We start from the raw sequence: 21,267 nt of genomic DNA on the forward strand, positions 1-21,267 counted from the left end.
ATATTTCCAAGATAATAATGGACCTGTTAATATTGATAATCGGGGGTAGTTATGGGCTCTGGTGTTAATTTTAATGATAATACAGGCCCTGTACATATAACTAACCAGCCACGAGTATTAAGAGCCAGTGTTATTGGGAAATTGATAGAAATTATTTCCAATCCAGTTGGTTGCGGCCAAAGTTTAAACAGAAGTGCGTCAAATATTGACGTTAAAATCTCGTTCAATGATCTTAAAAGAAATAGATGGGTAGCTGAACTTTACAAAGAAGATGCTTTACTAGTTGATGAGTCTATTAAAACACTCGATAGTATAATTTTAAATGGTAGTGCCAAACTGAAAAGACAATTTAGAGGTTATTATAACGCGGCGTTGGGATTATATGGGCTCTATGAAAAGCCATTTAACATTGAAGTTGTTAGGAAAAACTCGGATAATATTATAGATGATGTTATTAGAGCTGCTCAAGAAATGGTTAGTTCATGCTCTAATTTAGATTCCGAGTTTTTACAAGAAGATATTGATAATGGCATTCGTATGATTGTGAGTTATTCAATTATCGAGTGCATAGTGCTGGAGAATCCAAATGATTACAATTGATTCGGATCCAAAAGCAAACCCTGTATATATTGGAAGTGTGGTACTAAGGCTTTTCCAAAGCAATGATTCAATGGTGATTGAAATTTCTCGACTGTATGATTTAGTAAATGCTGTCTTTGAATTATCGTTTGATCTTTTTCTTTACTCATTAGATTGGCTTTTCATAATCGGCGCAATTGAGTTAGATGGAAATGGTGGAGTAGTATATGCGGCTCAATAAACTTATTGTTTTAAAAAACAATGCTATTGTTAGGGACGTGACGTTTAAAGACGGTTTAAACCTAATCGTAAATAAAAGAACGTCAGGTAAAGATAGTGGTAATAGTGTAGGTAAATCCACGTTATCACGCGTTTTAGATTACTTGTTTATGTCTTCAGGTAATGATATCTATCATGATGCTGAATTTGGAAAGGATATACCTGAAATAGTATCATTAATCAATGATAATATATTAAGGTTTACATTGGATTTTAATACGGTAGAAAATAAAAAAGCAATTGTTTCTCGAACAATATCTACTGATGAGAAAAATTCAAAGTATTATTTAAGCGATGTTGAAGTTGATAAGAAAAAATATTATGACTTCCTAGCTCAAGCAGTATTTGGGTTGACTACAGATAAGCCATCTCTAAGAAATGTGTCGCATAAATTCATTAGAAACACGAATGAAAAAATGCAGAAAACTCTTAACTTTTTACATGCTAATACAACTTCTGATGTCTACGATTTATTATATTTGTTTTTGTTTGGATTCAATGGGTTGCCGTTGATAAAGAAAAAGGGCGAATTTAATAAAGATATAAAAAAACAAAGAGCATATCTTGCCGCATACAGAAATCCGAACAGAGAGACAGTTTTATCAAAAATGATCAAGCCTCTAAAAAAGGAAATTGCAGAGGCAGAGAAAAATATTAAAAATTTTGATTTTAAAGATAGCCATGATGAAAGCCTAAAAAAGCTATCAGAAATACAAAGGGTTATCAGTGGCTATTCTTTGACTTATGCTTCTTTAAATATTCGCGTTAGGAATATTGAAGAATCGATCTTGTCTCTAAAAAATAATATCACGCAACTCGTAGAAGACGATTTAATCGAAATATATAATTCAGCTGGTCTTTATTTTAAAGGCGAGCTTAAAAGATCTTATGAAGAAATGGTATTATTCCATAATGATGTAATTAAAAACAAAATTAATTTTTTAGAGTCGCAGATGTTAAAGAAAAAAGAAGAGATTGATGCTGTAAATGAAAAAATTAATGATTTTCATGAGCAAGAGTCATCTTTATTTAAAACAATCAAAGAGCCCGAAACGTTAAAGTCTATAAATCAACTATTTAATAAACTAACTGAGTTACGTGAAAATCTGGCTAGCATAGAGACTAATCTCACTCGTATTAACGATACTAATGCCTTAATAAAATCGCTTGAAGATAGTAGGGAGAAGTTACTTGAAGAGATCGAGTTGGCTGTTCAAGGTCTAGAGAAGAATATCGAGATTTTTAACGAGTTTTTTGGTGATCTTACAAAGGAAATTTATGGCGAGAGATATATCTTTGATCTTTCTTTCGATATTGATAAAGGAAAGTGTAATTTTGATATTTCATGTGTTACGCCAAATAGTAACGGGGGTAAGAAGAAGGGCGAGATAACTGCATTTGATTTAGCATATATTAAATTTGTTGATAAAGTTAAATTGAAGAGACCAACTTTTGTAATTCATGATAGCATTGAAGATGTTGATGTGAATCAAATTAGAGATATATTTTTTGAAGCAAACAATATAAATGGTCAATATATTGTGTCAATCTTAAGTGATAAGTTTTCAGAAGATGTTGATTTAAAAATGATGAAGGATAACACCATCCTTGAGTTATCTTCGACAAACAAATTCTTTAAGGTATAATTATAAAAGGTTTGTTTGATAAACAAACCTTCCCCACCATGCCATTAGCTCTAATCTTTTATTCAGGTACGTAGAGCGGTTATAAGCTCTTCGTACTTCATTTTTATCACTATGGGCTAAGGCTGCTTCGATAACATCAGCATCAAAGCCCGCTTCGATAACATCAGCATCAAAGCCCGCCTCATTTAAAGCTGTGCTCGCGATAGAACGTAGCCCATGTGCAACAAGTCTGCCTCCGTAACCTATCCGTTTTAAAGCGGCATTAGCAGTCTGGCTATTCATAGATTGCTTGGATCATTTCTACTTGAAAAAATATGTTCTCGATGAGCACTAATAGGCTTCATCACTTCCAAAATTTCTAATGCCTGTGGCGATAAAGGAACAATATGTTCACGCTTCGCTTTCATCCGTTCGGCTGGAATAATCAAGAGTTTTGCATTGAGATCGATCTCTACCCATCGAGTGCCATAAGCTTCCGATGGACGCACGAGGTAAATAGCTGCCTCTCAGTCAGACTGAGAGTCGGAACAGGCAAATTTGACATGATTGGAGAGCGCATCAGTTTCGGCAATTCTTCAGGCCTTTGCTTTGCATATTTTCTTTTTGAGTTTCTCAAATGCCATACCGATACCAGATGTAGGATTGGTAGCAATCAGATTAGTGTTAAACGCATAGATCATTCTTACTAATGCGTTGTACCAGCCGGCGTATAACCTCAAGCGCCTCATGATCTTTGATTGGCTCAAACGCTTAAACTAATGTTCGGACTTTGTTTTGCTGTACGAGTATCTCATCGATAGCAGGGAATACATTCTTCTCCAGTGAGTGCCATCAGAGATAACGCTTTTGCTTGTTAGCTGGAATCAGATAGCTGCGACCATTGTAAAAATACTGTCCAAAGCTATTTGCTGCTGTTTCTTTGCAACTTCAGTTTGAATTTGCGGGTCAATACTGTTGGCTAACAAGGAAATGTAATCCGCTCTTAATCTCCGAGCATCCGCAAGCGGAAAGACGGGGAGGGCATCGACTTCCATCATTGATCCCTGTTTTGTTGCCGGAGGTTCATAACGGGAACGCCAGAGCTTTTCCCGCTGGTTTTCACTATCAGGAAAAGCCCTTCGCCATCATGCAGCCTTAGATCCTTCTTTACTGCTTAGCGCGCAGAACTTCGATGTTGGGTCTTTAAGGGGTTGGCCGTGCCACTTTCGTAAATCGGCATACGTTCTTAGGGATACATCCTACCGGGTACCAATTTCTCAGGGTTTAGCCGGAACGCTACGGACTATCACAGACACAAAAAAGCCCGCCAGGCTTTCACCTTGCGGGCTCTCAGGACTTCATCGGATGACTCTGGTAATCACCGATGGAGAATTTTGGCTGGCGGAGTCTGAATTGGTTGTATAACTTCTTGTTTAATAGCTGATAACCTTCAGTTCAATTTTCATTTTGGTCCCATTGTTGGTCCTAAAAGAAAATGTCAGGTTTTTTGCAGGGGAGGGTAGGTTACAGTAGAAGTCTCTTCGTCCGTCACGATTAGCATTTTGCTTTCCTTTAGTCTGCTCTGTATTTAAGCGTTTATTTCACGTTAGTTTTTAGCAAGCCGGTAGAGCGCCTTGCTTGCAGAATATCCACTACGGAAATATATGGAGACTGTTGTTGCCACGAAAATCCTCTGTGATCGATACGTACCAGTTCGTATTTTTCCACCAGAAAATTAACGGCATCGGCCAGAGTGATCCCGGCATCAATATGTTCCTTAATAACAGTTTCATCACTGAATGGCGTGTCGTTCAGTGTCAGGTCATAGTGCTTTTCCAGCAGGCGTGTCAGTAACATTTGCCAGACAACCACGGGTGACAGGCAGGGCTTTATCGCCCGTGTAGTTATTGCAGGTTCAGGTTTCATGTTTGCTCTCGTGAAAGTAATTAACGCTGAGTGGGGTAAATGGTGATGTATACGTAGCCGCAACTGCCAAGGGTATCGGCTTCACAGATAAAACTGTTGTGGTACAGGGTGATGCAGTGAGCGTGGCGAGGGTTCATTTCACCGGTGGTCAGCATCAATTCCATCTGACTGATAAAATGCGGAAATGCCACATCCAGCTTAAGACATTCGGCGTCACTGATCTTACCGGTGATACTGGCCCGATCAGCCAGATAATGCAGCCGGTTCCCCTCCTGCACCAGACGAGCTCCCAGGCGTGGCGTGATATCACGCTGCAGACCCCATGTGATTTTGCTCATTGATAACCTATTTATTGTCAGTTCATGGTGATACTCATCAGGCAGGCGTACGGTCCGTTGCGGTCCTGGCGGCGTTCGGCGTATATCGCCAGCACGCCGGGAATGTCAGGAACTTCCCTGCCGGTGTAATGGCAGACACTGCCGTGCCACTGGTATCTGCCGGTGCAGTAGCGAAAAATGCGGGAGGCCGGATGTTGGCGATATATCGTCATTGCCCGGCGTTTACTGATAATTTTCATGTAATACCTCAAAGCAGACCGTGTTCTGCGAACGAATAGATTTGCCTGCCGCCGACAATCAGGTGGTCAGGGACACGGATATCCACCAGCTGAAGTACCTGAACCAGTCGCTGCGTGAGGGTTTTGTCAGCCTGGCTGGGCGTCGTCTCGCCGGAAGGATGGTTATGCGCCAGTATCACCGCCGCCGCATTGAAATACAGGGCGCGTTTGACCACTTCCCGGGGATAGACCTCGGTGCGATTAATCGTGCCACTAAAGAGCGTCTCATGGGCGATAAGCTGGTTCTGATTATCCAGATACATCACCCGGAACTCTTCCCGCTCAAGCTCGGCCATATGCAGTCGCAGCCATTCACGGACAGCATGTGTGGAGGTGAAGGCCACCCCGGGCTCATGCAGGTGCCGGTCCAGAGCCCTGAGAGCACGCTGGATGAGACGCCGGTCCTGTGGCGCTATCTCGCCGGGTAAAAAGGAAAGCTGTTTCATTCGTTGTTTCTCCGGTCAGTCGATGATGCGCAGAATGGCGTGAGCTTCAGGATGCTGCAGGGCATAGCCCCGCAGGCGGTAATAGTGCTCCGTCATGGCATAGCATTCGGTGCGACAGGCGTGATGGCTGTATTCAATCAGGCAGACAGCGATACCTGAGGCTTCTGCACTCATTTGGGCACCATTGCCGTTCATGCTGTTGAACATATGCCAGTTATCGTCAGCGTCAGGGACCATAAACGCGCCGCCATTGCTGAGGGTGTAAAAAGACCAGATACCGCCGCTGTAGGCCTCACAGAAGCGGTCCATCCATGCAAAAATACGTGGCTCCAGGGTTATCCACTGCGGAATGGTGCCAAAGTGCCGAGGCCAGAAATCGATACGCTGTTCGTCGGGTACCTGCGTGACGGTCAGTTCAAATTCGGATTGGTTAGCGGGTACGAGGTCGTGCTGTATCTGCGTTGTCATGTAAATGTCTCCGTTAATAAAAAACGCCAGCGGCGATGGCTGGCGTATGGGGTAATAAAGTGTGTTCAGGAAGCTTAAATATTGGTTGTAAATGATTCGGGGTCAGCGGGTGAAAGTGTCAGTGCGGATGCCTGACCTGCAGATATAGCGGTTAAGACCTTCACCAGCATCCGGTTCAAAGTTCCACGTCCGCCAGACCATCCGGCCTTCGGCATCGCGAACCACTAGGCGGAAGTGGCTGCCCTGGTCGTCTTCAATGTTAACGCCGATGATACTGGCAGGAACCAATGGCCCTGCTGCGCAATCAGCCGATACCCACTACGGTAGGTCATAAAGCGATTAGTGAAACGACTTCAAACCGTCAGAATTATTCATTACTACCCCCCTGAAAAATAATAAAAAAGCGGCAGAATCGTGAGATTCTGCCGTTAGTTGTGTATGTTCAGAGGAATGATATATATCTGAATATTTTTATAATGCTGATAGGCCGTTTTGTGCCAGAAGCGGATATTACCGCCAATTGAGTTGACTTGTACACAGAGTGCTGTAGAGGTCTGGTGCTTTTCATTTCATAAACTGTCACGGGCACAGGCAGGTCTATATGTTTCTGAGCAGTGTTATATTTTTCTGATCTGATGATGGCGAGAGGCCGAAATGGCGTCCATATTCCCGACTGAATTGCGTATGGCTTTGGTAGCCGACAGCATGTGCTATGGCCGTGATGCTGTCGCCAGTTGTGGCTAACTTCAACCGTGCCTGCATCAGGCGAAGACGTTTTTGGTACTGGACAGGGCTGAGCGCGGTGATCGCCTGAAAGTGGCGATGAAATGCGGAAACGCTTAATGCCGCCATGGCGGCCAGCTCTTCTACCCGCACGGTTTGCATATAGTGTTGTTTCAGCCAGTTAATCACCTTATAGATGCGGGCAAGATGCGATTCCGGCGTGGCAATATCACGCAGCATCCAGCCCTGCGGCCCCTGAAGAACCCGGAACAAAATCTCTCGTTCATACGCGGGTGCTAAAGCAGAAATTTCCTCTGGCTTGTTGAGCAGTCGCAGCATTCTCAGCCAGGCATCGAGCAATTCGGACGTAACCGGGGCGACAGAAAATCCGGCGTTATAAAGATGCGTTTTACCTGAACCCGGCATGCCATCCAGTAATTCAGCAATAATATCAGGCTTCGGTGTCAGACTCACCGCAAGATAGGGCGCCCCGGTTTGCTCATCGGCAAAGACTTTGCCGACGGCGGGCAGATCCACCGACATCACAAAGTAAGTGGCAGGATTGTATTGCCAGGTTTTATCTCCCACCGTCATGCTCTTGGAGCCCGTGAGTATCAGATTAATCATCGGCTCATAGACAGCAGTAAGCCGATGCTCAGGAATTTCTCCCTGTACCATCGCGACACGCGGTATAGCGGTTTCGGTGATTTTATTCCCGGCTTTTGAAGCCAACAGGCGCAGTTCAGCTAATTTTTTTTCCATCCTGATTAAATAACACGGCATGGGATCGGCAACAAGATTAAAGCAGTATTAGGCAAATATCAGAGAGGATTATAGGAGTCAGGGGCCGACGCAATGCGTAACCTTGAATAGGTTATTATTTCTGTCAGGAGTTTTTATGGAGCATGTTCTGATTACTGGCGGAAGCCGCGGCATTGGGGCCAACACGGCGATTGAGTGTGCGCGTCGTGGATTTGGCGTCATCCTTACCTGGAACATCAAGCCGGAAGCCGCCAGCCAGGTCGTTGAGCGTATTCAGGCCGACGGCGGGCGCGCATTAGCGTTGCAGTTGAACGTGGAAGAGATCAGCAGTTTTAGTCAATTTCGTTCAGATCTGGAAAACGCAATGGAATCACACTGGGAAGCCAGAGGGCTTCACGGGCTGGTCAATAATGCAGGATATGGCCTTTATAACCCCATTGAGACAGTCACTGAAACGCAGTTCGACAGCTTAATGAACGTGCATCTGAAGGGCCCTTTTTTCCTGACTCAGACGCTGCTGCCACTTTTACAGCAGAGCGCCGCTATTGTTAATCTCACCAGCGCCACCACCCGCGTGGCTACCGCAGGTGTCGCGCCTTACGCCACCTTCAAGGGAGGCCTGGAGGTATTGACGCGCTATATGGCGAAAGAGTTTGCCGGGCGGGGGATCCGGGTCAATGCTGTATCGCCAGGTCCGGTTCGCACTGAACTTGGTGGAGGATTAAGTGATGAATTCGCAGCATTGCTCGCCGGGCAAACCGCACTTGGTCGGGTTGGTGAGCCTGACGACGTTGCCCGTGTCATCGCCGGTTTACTGTCAGCTGACAGTGGCTGGATTAATGCCCAGACGATAGAAGTCGCGGGCGGCTATAACATCTGATTACGGAGCTTTTATGCTGGACCATATCTTTATTACCGTCAGCGATACTGAGCGTTCAATCGCCTTTTATGAACGCGTGCTCCCCCTTCTCGGTATCATCAATCGCCACGATTATGACGGCAGCGATGGCCCATCAGGCCATCCCGATCTCAAAGGGTTTGGCGCCAATGGCCGTGTATTTTTCTGGCTCCGGCCAGGCACGCCTTATCCGGATGCCGTTCATGTCGGGTTTGTGGCAGATTCCGAAGCCATGGTTAACCAGGCGTATGCTGAAGCAATGGCGGCAGGCGCAACCGAAATCCACCCGCCAGGGGCTCAACTACATTATGACCCGCGCTATTACGCCGCTCAGGTCAGAGATCCGGATGGATACAGTCTGGAGTTTGTCTATAAAAGCTGGCAGCACGGGCGCTGAAAACACGCCCTTAATTCCTTATTAAAGATGCTATATCGTTATGAAAAAACTCATGATTTACGGTGCGACAGGCTATACCGGAGCGATGATTGCACGTCACGCGCAGGAAGCTGGTCTGACAATAATAATTGCCGGGCGCGATCGGGAAAAACTGGCAGCGATGGCATCAGAACTGAAGGTCGCTTTCCGGGCTTTCAGTCTGAATGATCCTGACACCATTGATGGTGCTCTGGAGGATATTGACGTACTCATAAATTGCGCCGGTCCGTTTATGCATACCGCAAGGCCGCTAATGAGTGCGGCAATCCGTCAGAAGGTCCATTACCTTGATGTGGCCGCTGAACTGGACAGTTACCAGCTTGCTGAAATCTTCGATGACGCCGCCGTTGCAGCAGGTGTGATGTTGCTGCCTGGCTGCGGCGGAAGCGTGGCAATGCTGGGATGTCTGGCAGCTCATGCTGCCGGGGAGATCAAAAATCCGGTTCGTATCTCGCTGGCACTGCATGTCACCGGAGCGATGTCTCGCGGTTCGGCGGTGAGTGCCAGTGAGAATTTATCCACCGAATGTCTGCTGCGCCGTAGCGGCCAGTTGATGCAGCGCGAGTCAACTGAGTTGCAAAACTTTGATTTTGGCAAAGGGCCGCAAGCCTGTTTTCCCGTAACGCTTCCCGATGTCATTACTATCTGGAAAGCAACGGCGATACCTGATATCGAGACTTTTGTATATGTTTCCGGCGATGGGTTTCCGCAGGGCGATTTGGCTGATCTGCCCGATGGCCCGACAGCTCAGGAGCGTGAAGCCAGCCGTTATCAGGCGGTTGCGGAAGTAGAAAATGCCGATGGCGATACCCTGCGCATGTTGCTGGATACGGTGAATGGATACAGCTTTACCGCGCTGGCGGCAGCTGAAGCCGGACGCAGAGTGCTGGCGGGAGAATACCTTCCAGGCTTCCAGACCCCGGCGGCATTATTCGGCAAACAGTTCGCCGAAACCATCGCCGATACCCGGATTACGTTATCTGACAATTCGCGTTGAATAAAAATAATAAGCTCCACCCGCTGACAGGAGAGAGCTTACGAATATTCCTTACCAGGGTTGTTGGCCTTGCGGGCCAAAGAATTTTCCCGTTGGGCCATCGGCTTCAGCCAGCGCCATTCTGATCGCCGGCATCGCACCCTCTTCCGGCGTGAGATCGCCGGTATTGCCATTGAGATCGGTTTTCACGTGGCCCGGTTCGACCACATTCACCTTAATGCCCTGCGCCGCTAACTCCTTAGCAAAACACACCGTAACCGCACTAAGCGCCACTTTAGAGGCGCTGTAACTGAGCAGATTTACGCTTGAATAGATTGATGATTCATCCGTAATCAACGCCAGCGATCCCACACCGCTACCCAGCATAACCACCCTGGCCTGTTTTGCCGCCCGAAGCAGCGGAAGAAATGCCTGGGTTACCCGTACCGGGCCGAACAGGTTAACGTCAAACGTAGCTTTCATGTCTGATAAGCGTGTCTGAGTCGGTGTAGCTGAGACATCAAGTAGCACGCCTGCGTTGTTGATCAGTACATCCAGCCGGTCGGTGGCCGTAGATAAAGCGGCCGCTGCCTGCTGTACGCTCACGTCGTCTGCCACATCCATCATCAGCAACTGAACAGAGAGCCCTTCCGCCTGTAATTGCTTAACGGCTTCTTCGCCGCGCAACTGATCACGAGCAGTGATCCAGACATGAAATCCCCGTTGCGCCAGCCCTTTTGCGATAGCAAGGCCAATACCTTTATTTTCTCCTGTGACCAGTGCCGTGCGGTTACCCGATGTGTTCACCGTCATAGGTTCGCCTCTGCATTCGTGCCGCTGACATGAAAACGCAGATCCCCGATCAGATGAGGTACGACGGTACGATGTACAAACTGCCATTCACCGTCAATCAGTGCAAAGCGGTCTTTGTAATGGCCCGTGCATATCGCTTGCAGGGGGAAGCCTGGCAGCTCCTGATGAACGGTAAAATAACTGCTCGTTGTAGCCTCACCGTTGAACGGATTCCCTTCAATAATAATATTGCTGACGGCATGCCAGGTGCGAGGCGTGCCGTCCTGGTGGCGCTGAATACCTGAGGTCAGAAATTTTTCAATCTCATCCCTGCCGGTGACCTGATGACCAGGCGCTTCCAGCGTGGCATAACGTAACAGTTCTGCGACTTGCTCAAATTTCCCACTGTCGAGCAGCAAAGGATAAGAGTTGATGAGACGGGTAATGTCGCGTTCAGCCTGTAGTATACGGACCAGCTCTGTTTCATTTTGCGAATGCATAACAGCGTTTCCTGTTGTTTAACGGAGAAATATAGGGATGGCAACAGGAGTCCTGTGCTCCCGTACCAACGAAGTAATATCTGGCCTGTCAGGTCTGGGATGCGCCACCATCGGCGAACAGCTCAATACCGTTCACATATCCCGACTCATCACCGGCCAGGAATGCTACAGCAGCAGCAATTTCTTCAGGTTCGCCAATACGGCCCAGAGGGCTTTTTGCGGTGAGGAAGGAGAGCCCTTCCTCAGCCTTATCGCCAAAAGCGGTCCGCAAAGAGGCGGTATTGGTCGGCCCCGGACTGACAATATTGAGGCGAATACCCGAGCCATGCAGTTCGGCCACCCAGCTCCTGACCATATTTCGCACTGCGGCTTTGGTTGCGCCGTAGATACTCATTGCCGGGCCGGGATCAATCGAAGCGGTAGAACCGATAATGACCACACTGGAGCCGTGTCGAAGCAAAGGCAGGGCTTGCTGAATGGTCAGCACCACACCTTTCACATTGGTCGCAAACTGCTCATCAATTTGCTGTTCTGTTATCTGGCCGAGAGGCGCATGAACACCGCCACCGGCATTGGCCACCAGGATATCGATATGCCCGGTTTCTGTTTTTATCTGCTGGTAGAGATCATCAAGACTCGCCCTGCGGCTGACGTCCGTCACCATTCCACTCGCGTTATCGCCCAGCGCTATCACCGCCTGATTCAATTTTCCTGCATTTCTGCCGGTGATCACCACGTTTGCACCGTCATTAATCAGGCGTTTTGCTATAGCCAGACCGATACCGCTGCTGCCACCGGTAACCACAGCGACTTTGTCCTTGAGCAGCTTATTCATGTACACACCCCTTATTTTATTGTAGTGGTCACTATAAGTAAGGGTAATTAATTTGTCACGATAAAATATAGCGATCACTATACACATGACGTAAAATAGTCATCAGGATTTAATGACACGCCAGAGTTATAAGCATATGAGTAAGGCACAAGATAATGTCAGAACGCGCAGGCCAGCCTTTGACCGTGAGGCGGGAATTGAGATTGCTCAGGCCCTGTTTCATCAGCGAGGTTATGACGCAGTAGGGATCTTGGAGCTGACAAAGGCATTGAATATCAATCCGCCCAGTCTTTACGCTGCCTATGGCAGCAAAGCGGGTCTGTTTGGTCGCTGCCTTGCCCGCTATGTTGATGAAGGTAATCTGCCTGCTGATAGAATCCTTACCCCCGGACGCCCTCTTGCCGAAGCGATTGAGGAATTATTTATCACAGCAGCACGGCTATATGTGAAATCATCCCTGCGACGCGGCTGCCTGGCCGCCGAGGGGATGCGTGCAAATGATAAACAGGCGCGGGAACTGGCGAACCAGTACACAAAACCAGGAATGCAGTTTATAGAGGATTACATTCGTCAGTCAGAACCTGAAAGAGCGAAAGAACTGGGCGATTTCGTCGTCACAACCTTACGCGGGTTTTCAGCTGCGGCTGTAACGGGCTTATCGCGTCCCCGTCTTTTGAAAGTGGCGCGTATGAACGGGCAGGCTTTTGCTGCATTACTGAGTCTGAAGCCTGACATATAACGGGAGCTTTTATGTCTGTCATCGACCATCTTGAGATTTCAGTGAAAAATGCGCGTTTATCACTGCGCTTCTATCAGCAGGCACTTGAGCCATTAGGCTTCGGACTGGTTATCACTCAGGATCCAGCCAAAACACGCACCGGCGGTTTTCGTTATGGACTTGGGCCGCAGGGCTATCCCCGGTTGTGGCTGCATGACAACGATGCAACTGGCGCGCCGCTGCATCTGGCTTTTTCTACTGATGAGCGCAGCGTAGTAGATGACTTCTGGAAAAAGGCTATTCAGGCGGGTGGAAAAGATAACGGAGCACCGGGAGTTCGTAAGCAATATCATTCACAATACTATGCTGCGTATGTCTTTGATCCTGATGGCAACAGTCTGGAAGTCGTCTGTCAGCGAAGCACGTCAGATAATCAGATATGCGTATTATCTTAAGCAGACGCTTAATTTCAGCGTGAATTACAATCGTAAATTTTTTATCTGGATTAGCAGGCTTAGTGGTTAGGCATTTCCGTTGCTTAACGCCACGATGTTCCGCTCCTCGCTCACAGCGGACCTTCAATCCAGTAAGTATGTCCGCTTCGTGCTGTGAGTCCAGCGATTATTGCAAGAATCAAAATACGCTAACCAACTGGGATCGGGGTACGTCGGCAATCGAAGCTGCAGGCAGGTAGCTCCTGCAGCCAGTATTGTTAACATTTTAACAGCAGCACTCTGCTTCTTTTTCACTACATTCTTCACAAACTCTGCAAGAGCAGAAGTCCTCAAGTTTATTGCACTGGCTACATTTTTTGCAGGTGCAGTCCGACTCTTTCTCGTCACAGTTCTCACAAGTTCCACAGGTGCATGCACTCATCATGTGTGCACACTTATCACAAATTTTATCCATAGTTTCTCTCAACCGCTAAATAAACAATCTCAACATAACACGTGATTATTTTATCATTGCTATATAGTTAACTAAAACTGGCCACTGTGATCGTCATTCGGAAGTGCCTGGACTAATCGGTGGAAATAAAAAGGAAAAAATAAACCCTGACTGCTCCTGGCAGTCAGGTATGTTGTTATGGATGGAAAGCACAACTGTCACTCGTTAGTGCAGTCTGCTAATGTTGGCAATGCCTTCGTAGCGTTCGTCAGGTCAACGCTGAAGGTCCCCGCTTTGCGGTCATTAACGTAGACGTCGAACTGACTGGCCTTACGGATATCCATGATGAAACTAAACCAGGCATTATCCCCGTTACGCCAGCCAAGGGTCGAGGGAATGGCATATTGCTCATGGTCCATCACCACTGTGATGTCGGTACTGTCATCATGCGAGCTGATCGTTTTATCCCCTGCGAGGGTCAGAAAAACCGAGTGCTGGTAAATACCGTTCTGGTCCGGATTTTCCGTACAGTTGATGGTAAACATTTTCCCACTTGCATCCGTCACGCTGTATTCAGTATTGCCCTGGCCATAACCCTGCTGCCATAGTCCGGGAACCGCTGAGGCATTAAAGCTGGTAAGCAGCACGCCTGAGAGCACATACCGGCTTAGTGAACGTACTTTCATTTCCGTCTCCTTTGTCTTTGTATTTATTCCCGGTTATCAGGATTTGAGGGTATCAGCAGCCGTCCCATCAGTTTGCCGTCATGAGAATATTCAAGGAAACGCTCCCGGGTGCGCGGGTCAGTTTTCTCGTGGTATTCCAGGCTGATGTTGTCGGCAATACACAGCGCGTTCATCAGCGGCTGGACGGTTTTTTCCTCCATATCCACGAGGTAGTAGTAACTGCCACCCTCGCAACCATCGGGCGACTGGCGGGTACGTAAGACCTGCAGAGTGGGGCCAGAATGAGCAATCTGCGACCACTCTTCCCTGACATCATCCTGACGGCTCACCACATCGCTGAAGCGCGGAGGCGTGAGGTCCTTAAATTTACTGATAGCTTTGAGGTCATCACCCCTGTCATCGCAGGCGCTCAGAAACAGAGTGGCGGCAACCAGCGCCAGCAGAGGTTGTGTTTTACGTTTCATTATTTTTTTCCTGAAATCAGACGAACCACTTTGGAAAAGACATAAATCCCTACAAAAATACCCACCGGCACGCCGACGAACGGCGTCAGCGCGACACTGGCAGCACCGGCTACGCCACCTCCCGTCAGTAGTGCGGCAACGGTGGCAAGTGTCAGCGCCGTGAGGCTGTCGGACACTCCGGTTTTGTTCAGAATGATGACGATGATAACAATGGCGATAATGGCAATAACGGGCACTGGGTTCCTCCCTGTTGCCGGGTTGATAACAACGCCTGCGCTATTCCGGTGGGCTGTCAGCCGGAACAAACGTAAGCAGTGACTGCTGGATAAAGCGAAAATGGGGTAAGGCCTGAATGAAGACCGGGTCTTCAGTCAGACGGCACAGACAGTCATTGCGGCGAAAAGTCTCCTGCAAAGGCTGAATCAGATGGATTTCATCAAGTGTGAATACGGCGATATGCCCTTCGTGTTCAGCCACCAGATACCAGGTCTGCTGGTGGATGAGTAACCGGCAGGGAGCCAGGCGCTCACAGCGTCGCCCCTCCGCAATCAGCGTCACCCGCCTGCGCCCGGTAATGGCCTGAATCAGTCTCCAGAAAGACAATGCTCCTGAAGGCGAAGGAACCGGATTGGCTGGTGCTATCACGCAGGGAGACTCATCGCACATCAGCAGTGCATTCACCAGACGGCGGTCAAGGCCGGGAAAAAGCCCGGCCAGCCCGCTGCGGTGGGCAAAGATAAGCACGTCGGGCACCATCTGCATCTCACTGCCAGCAGTGCGTAAGCGGCAGTATCCGGACTGATACTCCAGGTCCAGATACATCAGTCGTTCACGAAAATCACGCCGCAACGTGCGCATTGACACGCCAAACTCAGCCGCCAGTTTGCGCACGCTCAACGTTTCACCCGCAACCAGACGGCTGATTATCAGTGACAGCCTGACAGCCAGCCGGTCATGGCGGCGTTCTGCCTGTGTCATGAGAGGTTCTCCAGAAAAGTTAACTGACTGAAAATGATGTGATTACTTTAAAGAGGGGGGCGGACAGGGTATGGACAACGCAGAAACTATTTTTTATTTCTGCAAAAGCCAGATGTAACGGGGGTTAAAAGCTATAACCGGGGGATTGAGGCACACGAGCACATAGCGATGCGGACAGGTGGTGTCCGATATTAACAACGTGGCAACATGAAACGTCTACTGCAGTTGCGTGAGCAGTGTTTCTGCCATCACCCACAGCGCACGGTTAAGCTTCACGTCCCCGTCAATGCCACGTACGGCACGGGTATGCGTTCGTCCGCCTTTAGCATTACGCCCGCTGAGTCCGCCCTTAATCAGGTTTTCCTGAATCCGCTGATAGATGGTCCACAGGTCATTGCTCTCATCCTGCCAGCGGCGCGGGGAGAGAATCTGCGATTCACTGACAGGCTGGTGGTCCTCACCAAAGCGGTACGTGAGTGCAGCTTTTGCCAGTGCCTGCTGAGCGGGAGGTGGTAATAGTAGCGATTGCATGGCATCCCGCTTTTCTTCCACCCGGTCAAAAATCCCCAGTACCTCATACGCTCCTTCTATTACCTGGCTTACCACGTCCCCCTTGTGCGGCACCCGTACCTCGCCAAACGACTCGCCGCAGACAAGACCGTTCTGACAAACCGCACGAAATAGTCCCGGCAGCATCTGATATGAGCTGGTTCCGTCATGGGAGTTGAGCAGGATAATTTCCGGCACCTGCTTACCGGTTATCTGCCCCTCCCGGCGCAGGCGCAACATGTGCTTTGTGTGTTCCCGACGACCTGGGTCACGAACACGGGTCTGGCAGGCAAAGAAAGGCTGAAAGCCTTCACGCTGCAGATTTTTAAGAACAGTAATTGTTGGTATCCAGGTATAACGTGCGCTGCGTGACGCATGCTTCTCCTCGCTGAAGACACTGGGCACCACACGAAACAGCTCTTCGTGCGTTAACGGACGGTCACGACGGATAAGATTTGCTGCGCCAAAGCGCGAAGCCAGACGGGTCATAAGCAGACTCCTCAAGATGGAAAATAAATACAAAAAGCCCCGCCGCAAAATCGCGGCAGGGCTCAGGAAACTACGGGTTAGAATGGTTAATGTTCAGAAGAAGAAATTCCAGACTGCACGGGCGACTGATACCACGATGTTGCGCACAGACTGAATGACTGTCCGAACCGGGGCCGGTATGAGGGGCAGGGAACTTACAGTGTCCAGTACCGAGCCTACCGTTTCACCAAAATCGTCACGGGCTTTTTTATTAACGGCATCGGTACGAAGAGGAGCACTAAGCTGTACCGCTACCGGGCTACTGGCCTCACGCGGAAGGCAACGAATCATACGCTCTGCCATCACCCGCAGTCCCCATTGCAGACGAACCGACACCGCACAGATCGGATTTACTGGTTGGAACAACTCATGCAGCAAGCAGATTTTGCGACTGATGTTCTGCTTTTGCTCCCTGGAGAGCTTACCACCGCCGCTGGTGGGTTCAGCCTTATCCGACTGACTGATAACAAACAGCACCTTATGTCGGTAAGCCTCTCCAATTACCTGATGGTAAAATTGCTCATCTACCCCCAGCGCCCGATCATCGCCCTTAATCAACCACAGCACCAGGTCCAGTTGGGGAAGTTGTTTACGGTAAAGGGCAGCATATTCGGTATCACGTGCGCCGCTTTCGCCAACACCGGGCAGGTCCACGATGGTCATATAGCGCTTTCCCATCTGCAGGCGAAAGCGCATGGGTTCGCGTGTGCAGGCGGCCACGTCGCTGACCGGTGAAACGTCCCCGGCAAACAGCGCATTGCACAGACTGCTCTTGCCCGCGCCGGTTTTCCCCATAATGCCTATTACAGGCTCGTAGTGGGTTAACTGATTTATCTGCTGCAGAATGCGTTCAGAGACCCACTGGGGCAGGCTGGAAAGCGGTTGCTGCAGGGACTGCAGACCTTCAGAATGTCTCATATATGTTCCTCGAAAAAGAATGCAAAACGGCAGAGCCAAATGGTTCTGCCGTTAAGGGGGTAGGTTCAACTATATGATATATATCTGAAATTTATTATAATACTGAAGTCCCTCTTGGCGAGATGTGAACATTATATCTGTATTAAATCCGCCACTAACATACGAACAGCGTTCTTGCTGAGCGTGGGTGAAAAGCGAACATTTTAAGCCATCTGGTTTGGCTCTCCCTCAAAGAGTTTTGTCTCCACAATTGCCGAAGTAGTTCACTTTCATGTACATGCTTATGGCTACAACCTTATGCCTATGCCTCTGTAAATCAGAAAAAGATTAATTTTTTTTGAATGTAACTTGAAAACAAGCGAAGCGGCCCCAGATTAAATTGTGTTCACAACAAATGCGGGGTTTTTTATGAGTCTTCAGAATAAATTCTTCAAGTTTCATGATGCCATACTGTTAGGCATAAAGGACGTGGCCTACAATACTGCCCGTCTTAAGGACGATAGTATCCTCAAGGAGATCAAGGCTCGCTTCAAAGAGGATGGGTTTCCAGTCATCGATGATTTCATTCAGGGCTCGATGGCAACCGATACGGGGATCCGTGAGAAGGGTCAAGATTTTGATATCGATCGCGCAATAGTTATTGAAGCGTCACTTGCGCCAGAAAATCCAATCACCCCCAAAAAGGCGGTCCTGGAAGTACTTGAAGACCGTGGATTTAAGAATGCAAAAATCAAAAAACCTTGCGTTACGGCTGATTACAAAACTGAAGATCTTCATATTGATATTCCTATATACCGCCGATATGAAAATGGACAGTACGAACTCGCGGTAGGTAAAGCACATTCTGATGAAGAAAATCGTCAATGGTCTCCTTCAGCTCCGCGTGAGCTGATTGATTGGGTGACTGCCTACGATGATAGTGCTGTGTATGCATCAAAAAAACACGATCAGTATCGCCGCATCGTTCGATATCTCAAACGATGGAGAAATTTCACTTTTAGTGAAAATGTTCGCCGCAAAATTTATTCGATTGGCATCACTGTGATGGTTAAAGAATCATTGGTCGCTTCAATCAATGATGAAGGTTTCCCTGATGACCTGTCAGCCTTACGCGCAACTATTCATCATATTTTGAATGATGGGGGTTATTTCAGCTTAATAGAGGCTGAAAAATACAAAGTTAAAGTAGATATCCCTGTAAGTCACACAAGGGATATTTTTGATAACAGTAGCATCACAACCGGCACTCAATTCCGTAATCAACTTGCCGCTCTGTTAAAAACTCTCGACAAGGTTGCGGATGAAGATAGCGAATCTAAGCAGTGTGAATTGCTTAGAAAGGTTTTTGGCGAAGATTTCCCTGAGCATGCTTCGACATCTACTGCATCGGCAGTGTCTACTGCATCCGTAGCGGCAAGTGCTGGTGCCAATACAGTCTATGCTTCCTCAGGAGCTGTAGGGACATCACAAGGCGCATGAACTATTCAGCTATCACGGATTACTTAGCCAAACGCGGATACAAGGTATCCGCGTACCCTGCTGAAACTGACCAGATTGAATTTTTCAGAATTGAACTGGAGATAGGGGATTTTCCGGTCACGTTAATCCATTACCCTGTCAAAGAAATTACCGGTTTGCCCATATTTCTCCTTGTAAACCCTTCAGCTTTGCCTAGATTGGCACATACGACAGTCTATGAAGAGATCGGCTTTGCTACTATATGTGTAAATGTTCCTGATGCGGTTTCAGTTAACTACGAGTGCCCTGAACTGGCGTTTGAGGAGTCACTTAAACGACATATTACATTACTTACACGTGCCTTAACGGACCGAGATTGGAATACCCAGGAACTGCTGAGAGAGTTTGAAGCGGGATGGGGAAGTATCATTGAGCCGGAAACAATACCATTTCTTTGCTTATCAGATGAGGGGGAGGCTGAGTCTCTTTCTGTTTTTAAGCCTCGTAAAAACGCCAAAGCTGGACTTAATACATATTTTTTAGGCTATAGAGAAGGTTGGAATCCTGATGCCCTCTTTTCGCCTTTGAGCCAGATCTTGAAAGAGCGCGAAGAAACTAAAGGAAATGGATTTGTCATACCACTAAAAGCAACTATGCCCGCCCCTTGGCAGAAGGAAGAATTGGCTCAATGGTATTTAGAATTACTACAAAATTTGCCACAGGATTTATTTACCATGCTGACACAACGCTTCGGTCAGCAACGAGCTCGCGAATTTTGGCTTATTTTTAATGCCCAAACCCCTTCTGGAAAAACATGGTTTGGGATCCATTTTGCGTTAAAAAATGCAGTTCAAGGTAAAAAGCATCTTCCCTTTAAAGCAAGCCACATTGAGGAGTGGGTTCTAAAAGCCCTACCTGTTTTAACATTCAATAAAGAGCGATTGATGCCTAGAAGCGGGGCTAACCAGTCCTTGCTGGGCAAGAAAGTCATGCTTGTAGGCTGCGGATCAGTTGGAGGAGAAGTTGCAGATAAGCTGGCTGCATCCGGTGTTGGTCACATCCATTTGTGTGATCCTGATTCACTATCGCTCAACAATCTTTATCGGCATATACTGCCTCCAGCATTTGTGTCATGCCCAAAAACAGTCGCGTTATGGTTAAATCTAAACAGTAAATATCCTTGGTTAGAGATTACAGGCGACATGACAAAGCTACTTGCTCTAAGAGATCGCAAGACTCTTTCTACATTCGACCTTATCATTATCGCGATAGGGTCCCCCACACAAGAACGCATGTTTCATGATTATCTGATTAAAGAAAAAATCAAAGTTCCCGTCATCAATACATGGGTTGAAGGCTATGGAGTTGGAGGGCATGCTGTTCTTGATATACCAGGAACACCAGGCTGCTTGCGATGTGCATACGTTGATTCCGACAATTTTTCTCGTGGGCTATCATCTAATCTTAATTTTCTTGCTACAAACCAAGATTTAACAAGAAATCATGCAGGATGTGGAGACGCCTTTCTTCCTTACTCCTATACATCATCAACTCTGACTGCACTTATTACAGTGGACCTGGCTGTAAAATATCTCAGTCATAGAGTAAACGTCTCATCGAGAGTTAGTTGGAAGGGCAGCTCAGAAGATGCGATTGAGTATGGTTTTGTACTGAGCGAAAGGTATCACGCGTTCAATCGCTCATTGGAAATATTACCTTTGTACAATCCTGAATGTGATATATGCAATGGATAATTCAGAACATCTCAAAATAAACACAGAAAATTTTAGCATCAATATTTTAAAAAATGTTAATGATATTTGGTTTGAATATCGACAAATAAATACAAATATGCCAGAAGCTTTTGGTGTACTGATTGGCAGTAAAGACCTTGTAACAGAACATTATAAAATCGTTAATGTGACAGTCCCACAACAGGGGGATCGCTGCTCAAGAATGAGTTTTACTCTAATGGATCCCGCACACCAACGTATAGTTGATAGCCATTATCGCGATTCCGGGGGGGAATTAGTTTATCGCGGTACATGGCATACGCATCCCGAAGATATTCCTTGTGCTTCAAATGTTGATATTAGAGACTGGAAGAAATGTAAAGAAAGAAATCAAGACAAGCAACTTTTCTTTATAATCATTGGTACAGAGAAAAAGGCTCTTTATTATTTTGTAGGTGAAAATCTACTACGGCATGAATTTTGAGG

26 protein-coding genes and 2 pseudogenes are annotated in these 21,267 nt (G+C 47.4%); 11 read left to right on the plus strand and 17 right to left on the minus strand.

Features of this window, described 5'->3' with window-relative positions; translation table 11 throughout:
• Positions 1-51: 51 nt before the first annotated feature.
• The 3 genes from ET34_RS21910 to ET34_RS0114065 are packed head-to-tail and all read left to right on the plus strand — an operon-like array spanning position 52 to position 2,504.
• Positions 52-600, plus strand: coding sequence for a hypothetical protein (locus tag ET34_RS21910; RefSeq protein ID WP_072002031.1), 549 nt, complete (start codon positions 52-54; stop codon positions 598-600).
• The gene (locus tag ET34_RS0114060) at positions 587-820 is read left to right on the plus strand and encodes an ABC-three component system middle component 6 (protein WP_031523069.1); all 234 of its coding nucleotides are present in this window, start codon (positions 587-589) and stop codon (positions 818-820) included. Before ET34_RS21910 ends, ET34_RS0114060 begins: the two co-directional genes overlap by 14 nt.
• Positions 807-2,504, plus strand: coding sequence for a DUF2326 domain-containing protein (locus ET34_RS0114065; protein ID WP_031523070.1), 1,698 nt, complete (start codon positions 807-809; stop codon positions 2,502-2,504). Before ET34_RS0114060 ends, ET34_RS0114065 begins: the two co-directional genes overlap by 14 nt.
• Here the strand turns inward: ET34_RS0114065 and ET34_RS21025 are convergent.
• The 8 genes and pseudogenes from ET34_RS21025 to ET34_RS0114105 all read right to left on the minus strand — a co-directional run bounded on the left by ET34_RS21025 (position 2,505) and on the right by ET34_RS0114105 (position 7,424).
• A pseudogene (locus ET34_RS21025) lies at positions 2,505-3,677 on the minus strand (tyrosine-type recombinase/integrase).
• A gap of 402 nt (positions 3,678-4,079) precedes the next feature.
• A complete protein-coding gene (locus tag ET34_RS0114075; RefSeq protein ID WP_031523072.1) occupies positions 4,080-4,409 on the minus strand; it encodes a TA system toxin CbtA family protein in 330 nt (109 codons plus the stop codon).
• 20 nt (positions 4,410-4,429) lie between these two features.
• On the minus strand, positions 4,430-4,747 hold the full coding sequence (locus ET34_RS0114080) for a type IV toxin-antitoxin system YeeU family antitoxin (protein WP_031523074.1): 318 nt from the start codon (positions 4,745-4,747) through the stop codon (positions 4,430-4,432).
• A 17-nt stretch (positions 4,748-4,764) separates the two neighbouring features.
• Positions 4,765-4,986, minus strand: coding sequence for a DUF987 domain-containing protein (locus ET34_RS0114085; protein ID WP_031523075.1), 222 nt, complete (start codon positions 4,984-4,986; stop codon positions 4,765-4,767).
• 8 nt (positions 4,987-4,994) lie between these two features.
• Complete coding sequence (locus ET34_RS0114090; RefSeq protein WP_031523077.1) at positions 4,995-5,471, minus strand: JAB domain-containing protein; 477 nt, start codon at positions 5,469-5,471, stop codon at positions 4,995-4,997.
• 15 nt (positions 5,472-5,486) lie between these two features.
• Positions 5,487-5,939 (minus strand): antirestriction protein, encoded by a 453-nt coding sequence (locus tag ET34_RS0114095; protein WP_031523079.1) that lies wholly within the window; start codon positions 5,937-5,939, stop codon positions 5,487-5,489.
• Between the two features lie 102 nt (positions 5,940-6,041).
• Positions 6,042-6,197 (minus strand): annotated as a pseudogene (locus ET34_RS21030) (DUF905 family protein); the annotation flags it as partial.
• Positions 6,198-6,536: 339 nt separating this feature from the next.
• Positions 6,537-7,424, minus strand: a complete 888-nt coding sequence (locus ET34_RS0114105) for an AraC family transcriptional regulator (protein ID WP_031523082.1) — start codon at positions 7,422-7,424, stop codon at positions 6,537-6,539.
• A 136-nt stretch (positions 7,425-7,560) separates the two neighbouring features.
• Between ET34_RS0114105 and ET34_RS0114110 the strand changes: the two genes are divergently transcribed.
• Genes ET34_RS0114110 through ET34_RS0114120 form a run of 3 tightly spaced genes read left to right on the plus strand, consistent with a single transcriptional unit; the run spans position 7,561 to position 9,755 of the window.
• Positions 7,561-8,304, plus strand: coding sequence for an SDR family NAD(P)-dependent oxidoreductase (locus tag ET34_RS0114110; protein WP_031523084.1), 744 nt, complete (start codon positions 7,561-7,563; stop codon positions 8,302-8,304).
• Positions 8,305-8,317: 13 nt separating this feature from the next.
• Positions 8,318-8,719: a VOC family protein gene (locus ET34_RS0114115; RefSeq protein ID WP_031523086.1), complete on the plus strand. Its 402-nt coding sequence runs from the start codon at positions 8,318-8,320 to the stop codon at positions 8,717-8,719.
• A 52-nt stretch (positions 8,720-8,771) separates the two neighbouring features.
• The gene (locus ET34_RS0114120; protein ID WP_269077683.1) at positions 8,772-9,755 is read left to right on the plus strand and encodes a saccharopine dehydrogenase family protein; all 984 of its coding nucleotides are present in this window, start codon (positions 8,772-8,774) and stop codon (positions 9,753-9,755) included.
• A gap of 51 nt (positions 9,756-9,806) precedes the next feature.
• On the opposite strand, the gene ET34_RS0114125 is transcribed toward ET34_RS0114120, so the two are convergent.
• From ET34_RS0114125 to ET34_RS0114135, 3 genes are all read right to left on the minus strand, one after another.
• Positions 9,807-10,547: an SDR family oxidoreductase gene (locus ET34_RS0114125; RefSeq protein ID WP_031523090.1), complete on the minus strand. Its 741-nt coding sequence runs from the start codon at positions 10,545-10,547 to the stop codon at positions 9,807-9,809.
• Entirely contained in the window at positions 10,544-11,026 is a 483-nt protein-coding gene (locus ET34_RS0114130) for a nuclear transport factor 2 family protein (protein WP_031523092.1), read from the minus strand. The genes ET34_RS0114125 and ET34_RS0114130 overlap by 4 nt, the downstream gene beginning before the upstream one ends.
• An 88-nt stretch (positions 11,027-11,114) precedes the next feature.
• Positions 11,115-11,861 (minus strand): SDR family NAD(P)-dependent oxidoreductase, encoded by a 747-nt coding sequence (locus tag ET34_RS0114135; protein ID WP_031523094.1) that lies wholly within the window; start codon positions 11,859-11,861, stop codon positions 11,115-11,117.
• Between the two features lie 112 nt (positions 11,862-11,973).
• Between ET34_RS0114135 and ET34_RS0114140 the strand changes: the two genes are divergently transcribed.
• Entirely contained in the window at positions 11,974-12,600 is a 627-nt protein-coding gene (locus ET34_RS0114140; protein WP_236633866.1) for a TetR/AcrR family transcriptional regulator, read from the plus strand.
• An 11-nt stretch (positions 12,601-12,611) separates the two neighbouring features.
• A complete protein-coding gene (locus ET34_RS21915) occupies positions 12,612-13,034 on the plus strand; it encodes a VOC family protein (protein ID WP_060683209.1) in 423 nt (140 codons plus the stop codon).
• A 651-nt stretch (positions 13,035-13,685) separates the two neighbouring features.
• Here ET34_RS21915 and yfjT read toward each other — a convergent pair.
• The 6 genes from yfjT to ET34_RS0114175 all read right to left on the minus strand — a co-directional run bounded on the left by yfjT (position 13,686) and on the right by ET34_RS0114175 (position 17,590).
• On the minus strand, positions 13,686-14,153 hold the full coding sequence (yfjT, locus tag ET34_RS0114150) for a protein YfjT (protein WP_031523099.1): 468 nt from the start codon (positions 14,151-14,153) through the stop codon (positions 13,686-13,688).
• Between the two features lie 23 nt (positions 14,154-14,176).
• Positions 14,177-14,617 (minus strand): YfjS/YafY family lipoprotein, encoded by a 441-nt coding sequence (locus tag ET34_RS0114155; RefSeq protein ID WP_031523100.1) that lies wholly within the window; start codon positions 14,615-14,617, stop codon positions 14,177-14,179.
• The gene (ypjK, locus tag ET34_RS0114160) at positions 14,617-14,853 is read right to left on the minus strand and encodes a protein YpjK (RefSeq protein ID WP_016239690.1); all 237 of its coding nucleotides are present in this window, start codon (positions 14,851-14,853) and stop codon (positions 14,617-14,619) included. Before ypjK ends, ET34_RS0114155 begins: the two co-directional genes overlap by 1 nt.
• A gap of 40 nt (positions 14,854-14,893) precedes the next feature.
• Positions 14,894-15,595 (minus strand): WYL domain-containing protein, encoded by a 702-nt coding sequence (locus tag ET34_RS0114165; RefSeq protein ID WP_031523101.1) that lies wholly within the window; start codon positions 15,593-15,595, stop codon positions 14,894-14,896.
• Positions 15,596-15,811: 216 nt separating this feature from the next.
• Positions 15,812-16,633 carry a DUF932 domain-containing protein gene (locus ET34_RS0114170; protein ID WP_031523103.1) on the minus strand — a complete coding sequence of 274 codons (822 nt, stop codon included), beginning with the start codon at positions 16,631-16,633 and terminating at the stop codon, positions 15,812-15,814.
• 93 nt (positions 16,634-16,726) lie between these two features.
• Positions 16,727-17,590 (minus strand): GTPase family protein, encoded by an 864-nt coding sequence (locus ET34_RS0114175; RefSeq protein WP_031523105.1) that lies wholly within the window; start codon positions 17,588-17,590, stop codon positions 16,727-16,729.
• 408 nt (positions 17,591-17,998) lie between these two features.
• On the opposite strand from ET34_RS0114175, the gene ET34_RS0114180 reads away from it, so the two are divergent.
• Genes ET34_RS0114180 through ET34_RS21925 form a run of 3 tightly spaced genes read left to right on the plus strand, consistent with a single transcriptional unit; the run spans position 17,999 to position 21,265 of the window.
• A complete protein-coding gene (locus ET34_RS0114180; protein ID WP_031523107.1) occupies positions 17,999-19,069 on the plus strand; it encodes a nucleotidyltransferase domain-containing protein in 1,071 nt (356 codons plus the stop codon).
• Complete coding sequence (locus tag ET34_RS21920) at positions 19,066-20,802, plus strand: ThiF family adenylyltransferase (RefSeq protein WP_053294971.1); 1,737 nt, start codon at positions 19,066-19,068, stop codon at positions 20,800-20,802. The genes ET34_RS0114180 and ET34_RS21920 overlap by 4 nt, the downstream gene beginning before the upstream one ends.
• On the plus strand, positions 20,795-21,265 hold the full coding sequence (locus ET34_RS21925; RefSeq protein ID WP_053294972.1) for a Mov34/MPN/PAD-1 family protein: 471 nt from the start codon (positions 20,795-20,797) through the stop codon (positions 21,263-21,265). The genes ET34_RS21920 and ET34_RS21925 overlap by 8 nt, the downstream gene beginning before the upstream one ends.
• Positions 21,266-21,267: the final 2 nt, after the last annotated feature.

The sequence above is a fragment of the Siccibacter colletis genome (genome assembly GCF_000696575.1).
Classification (GTDB): domain Bacteria; phylum Pseudomonadota; class Gammaproteobacteria; order Enterobacterales; family Enterobacteriaceae; genus Siccibacter; species Siccibacter colletis.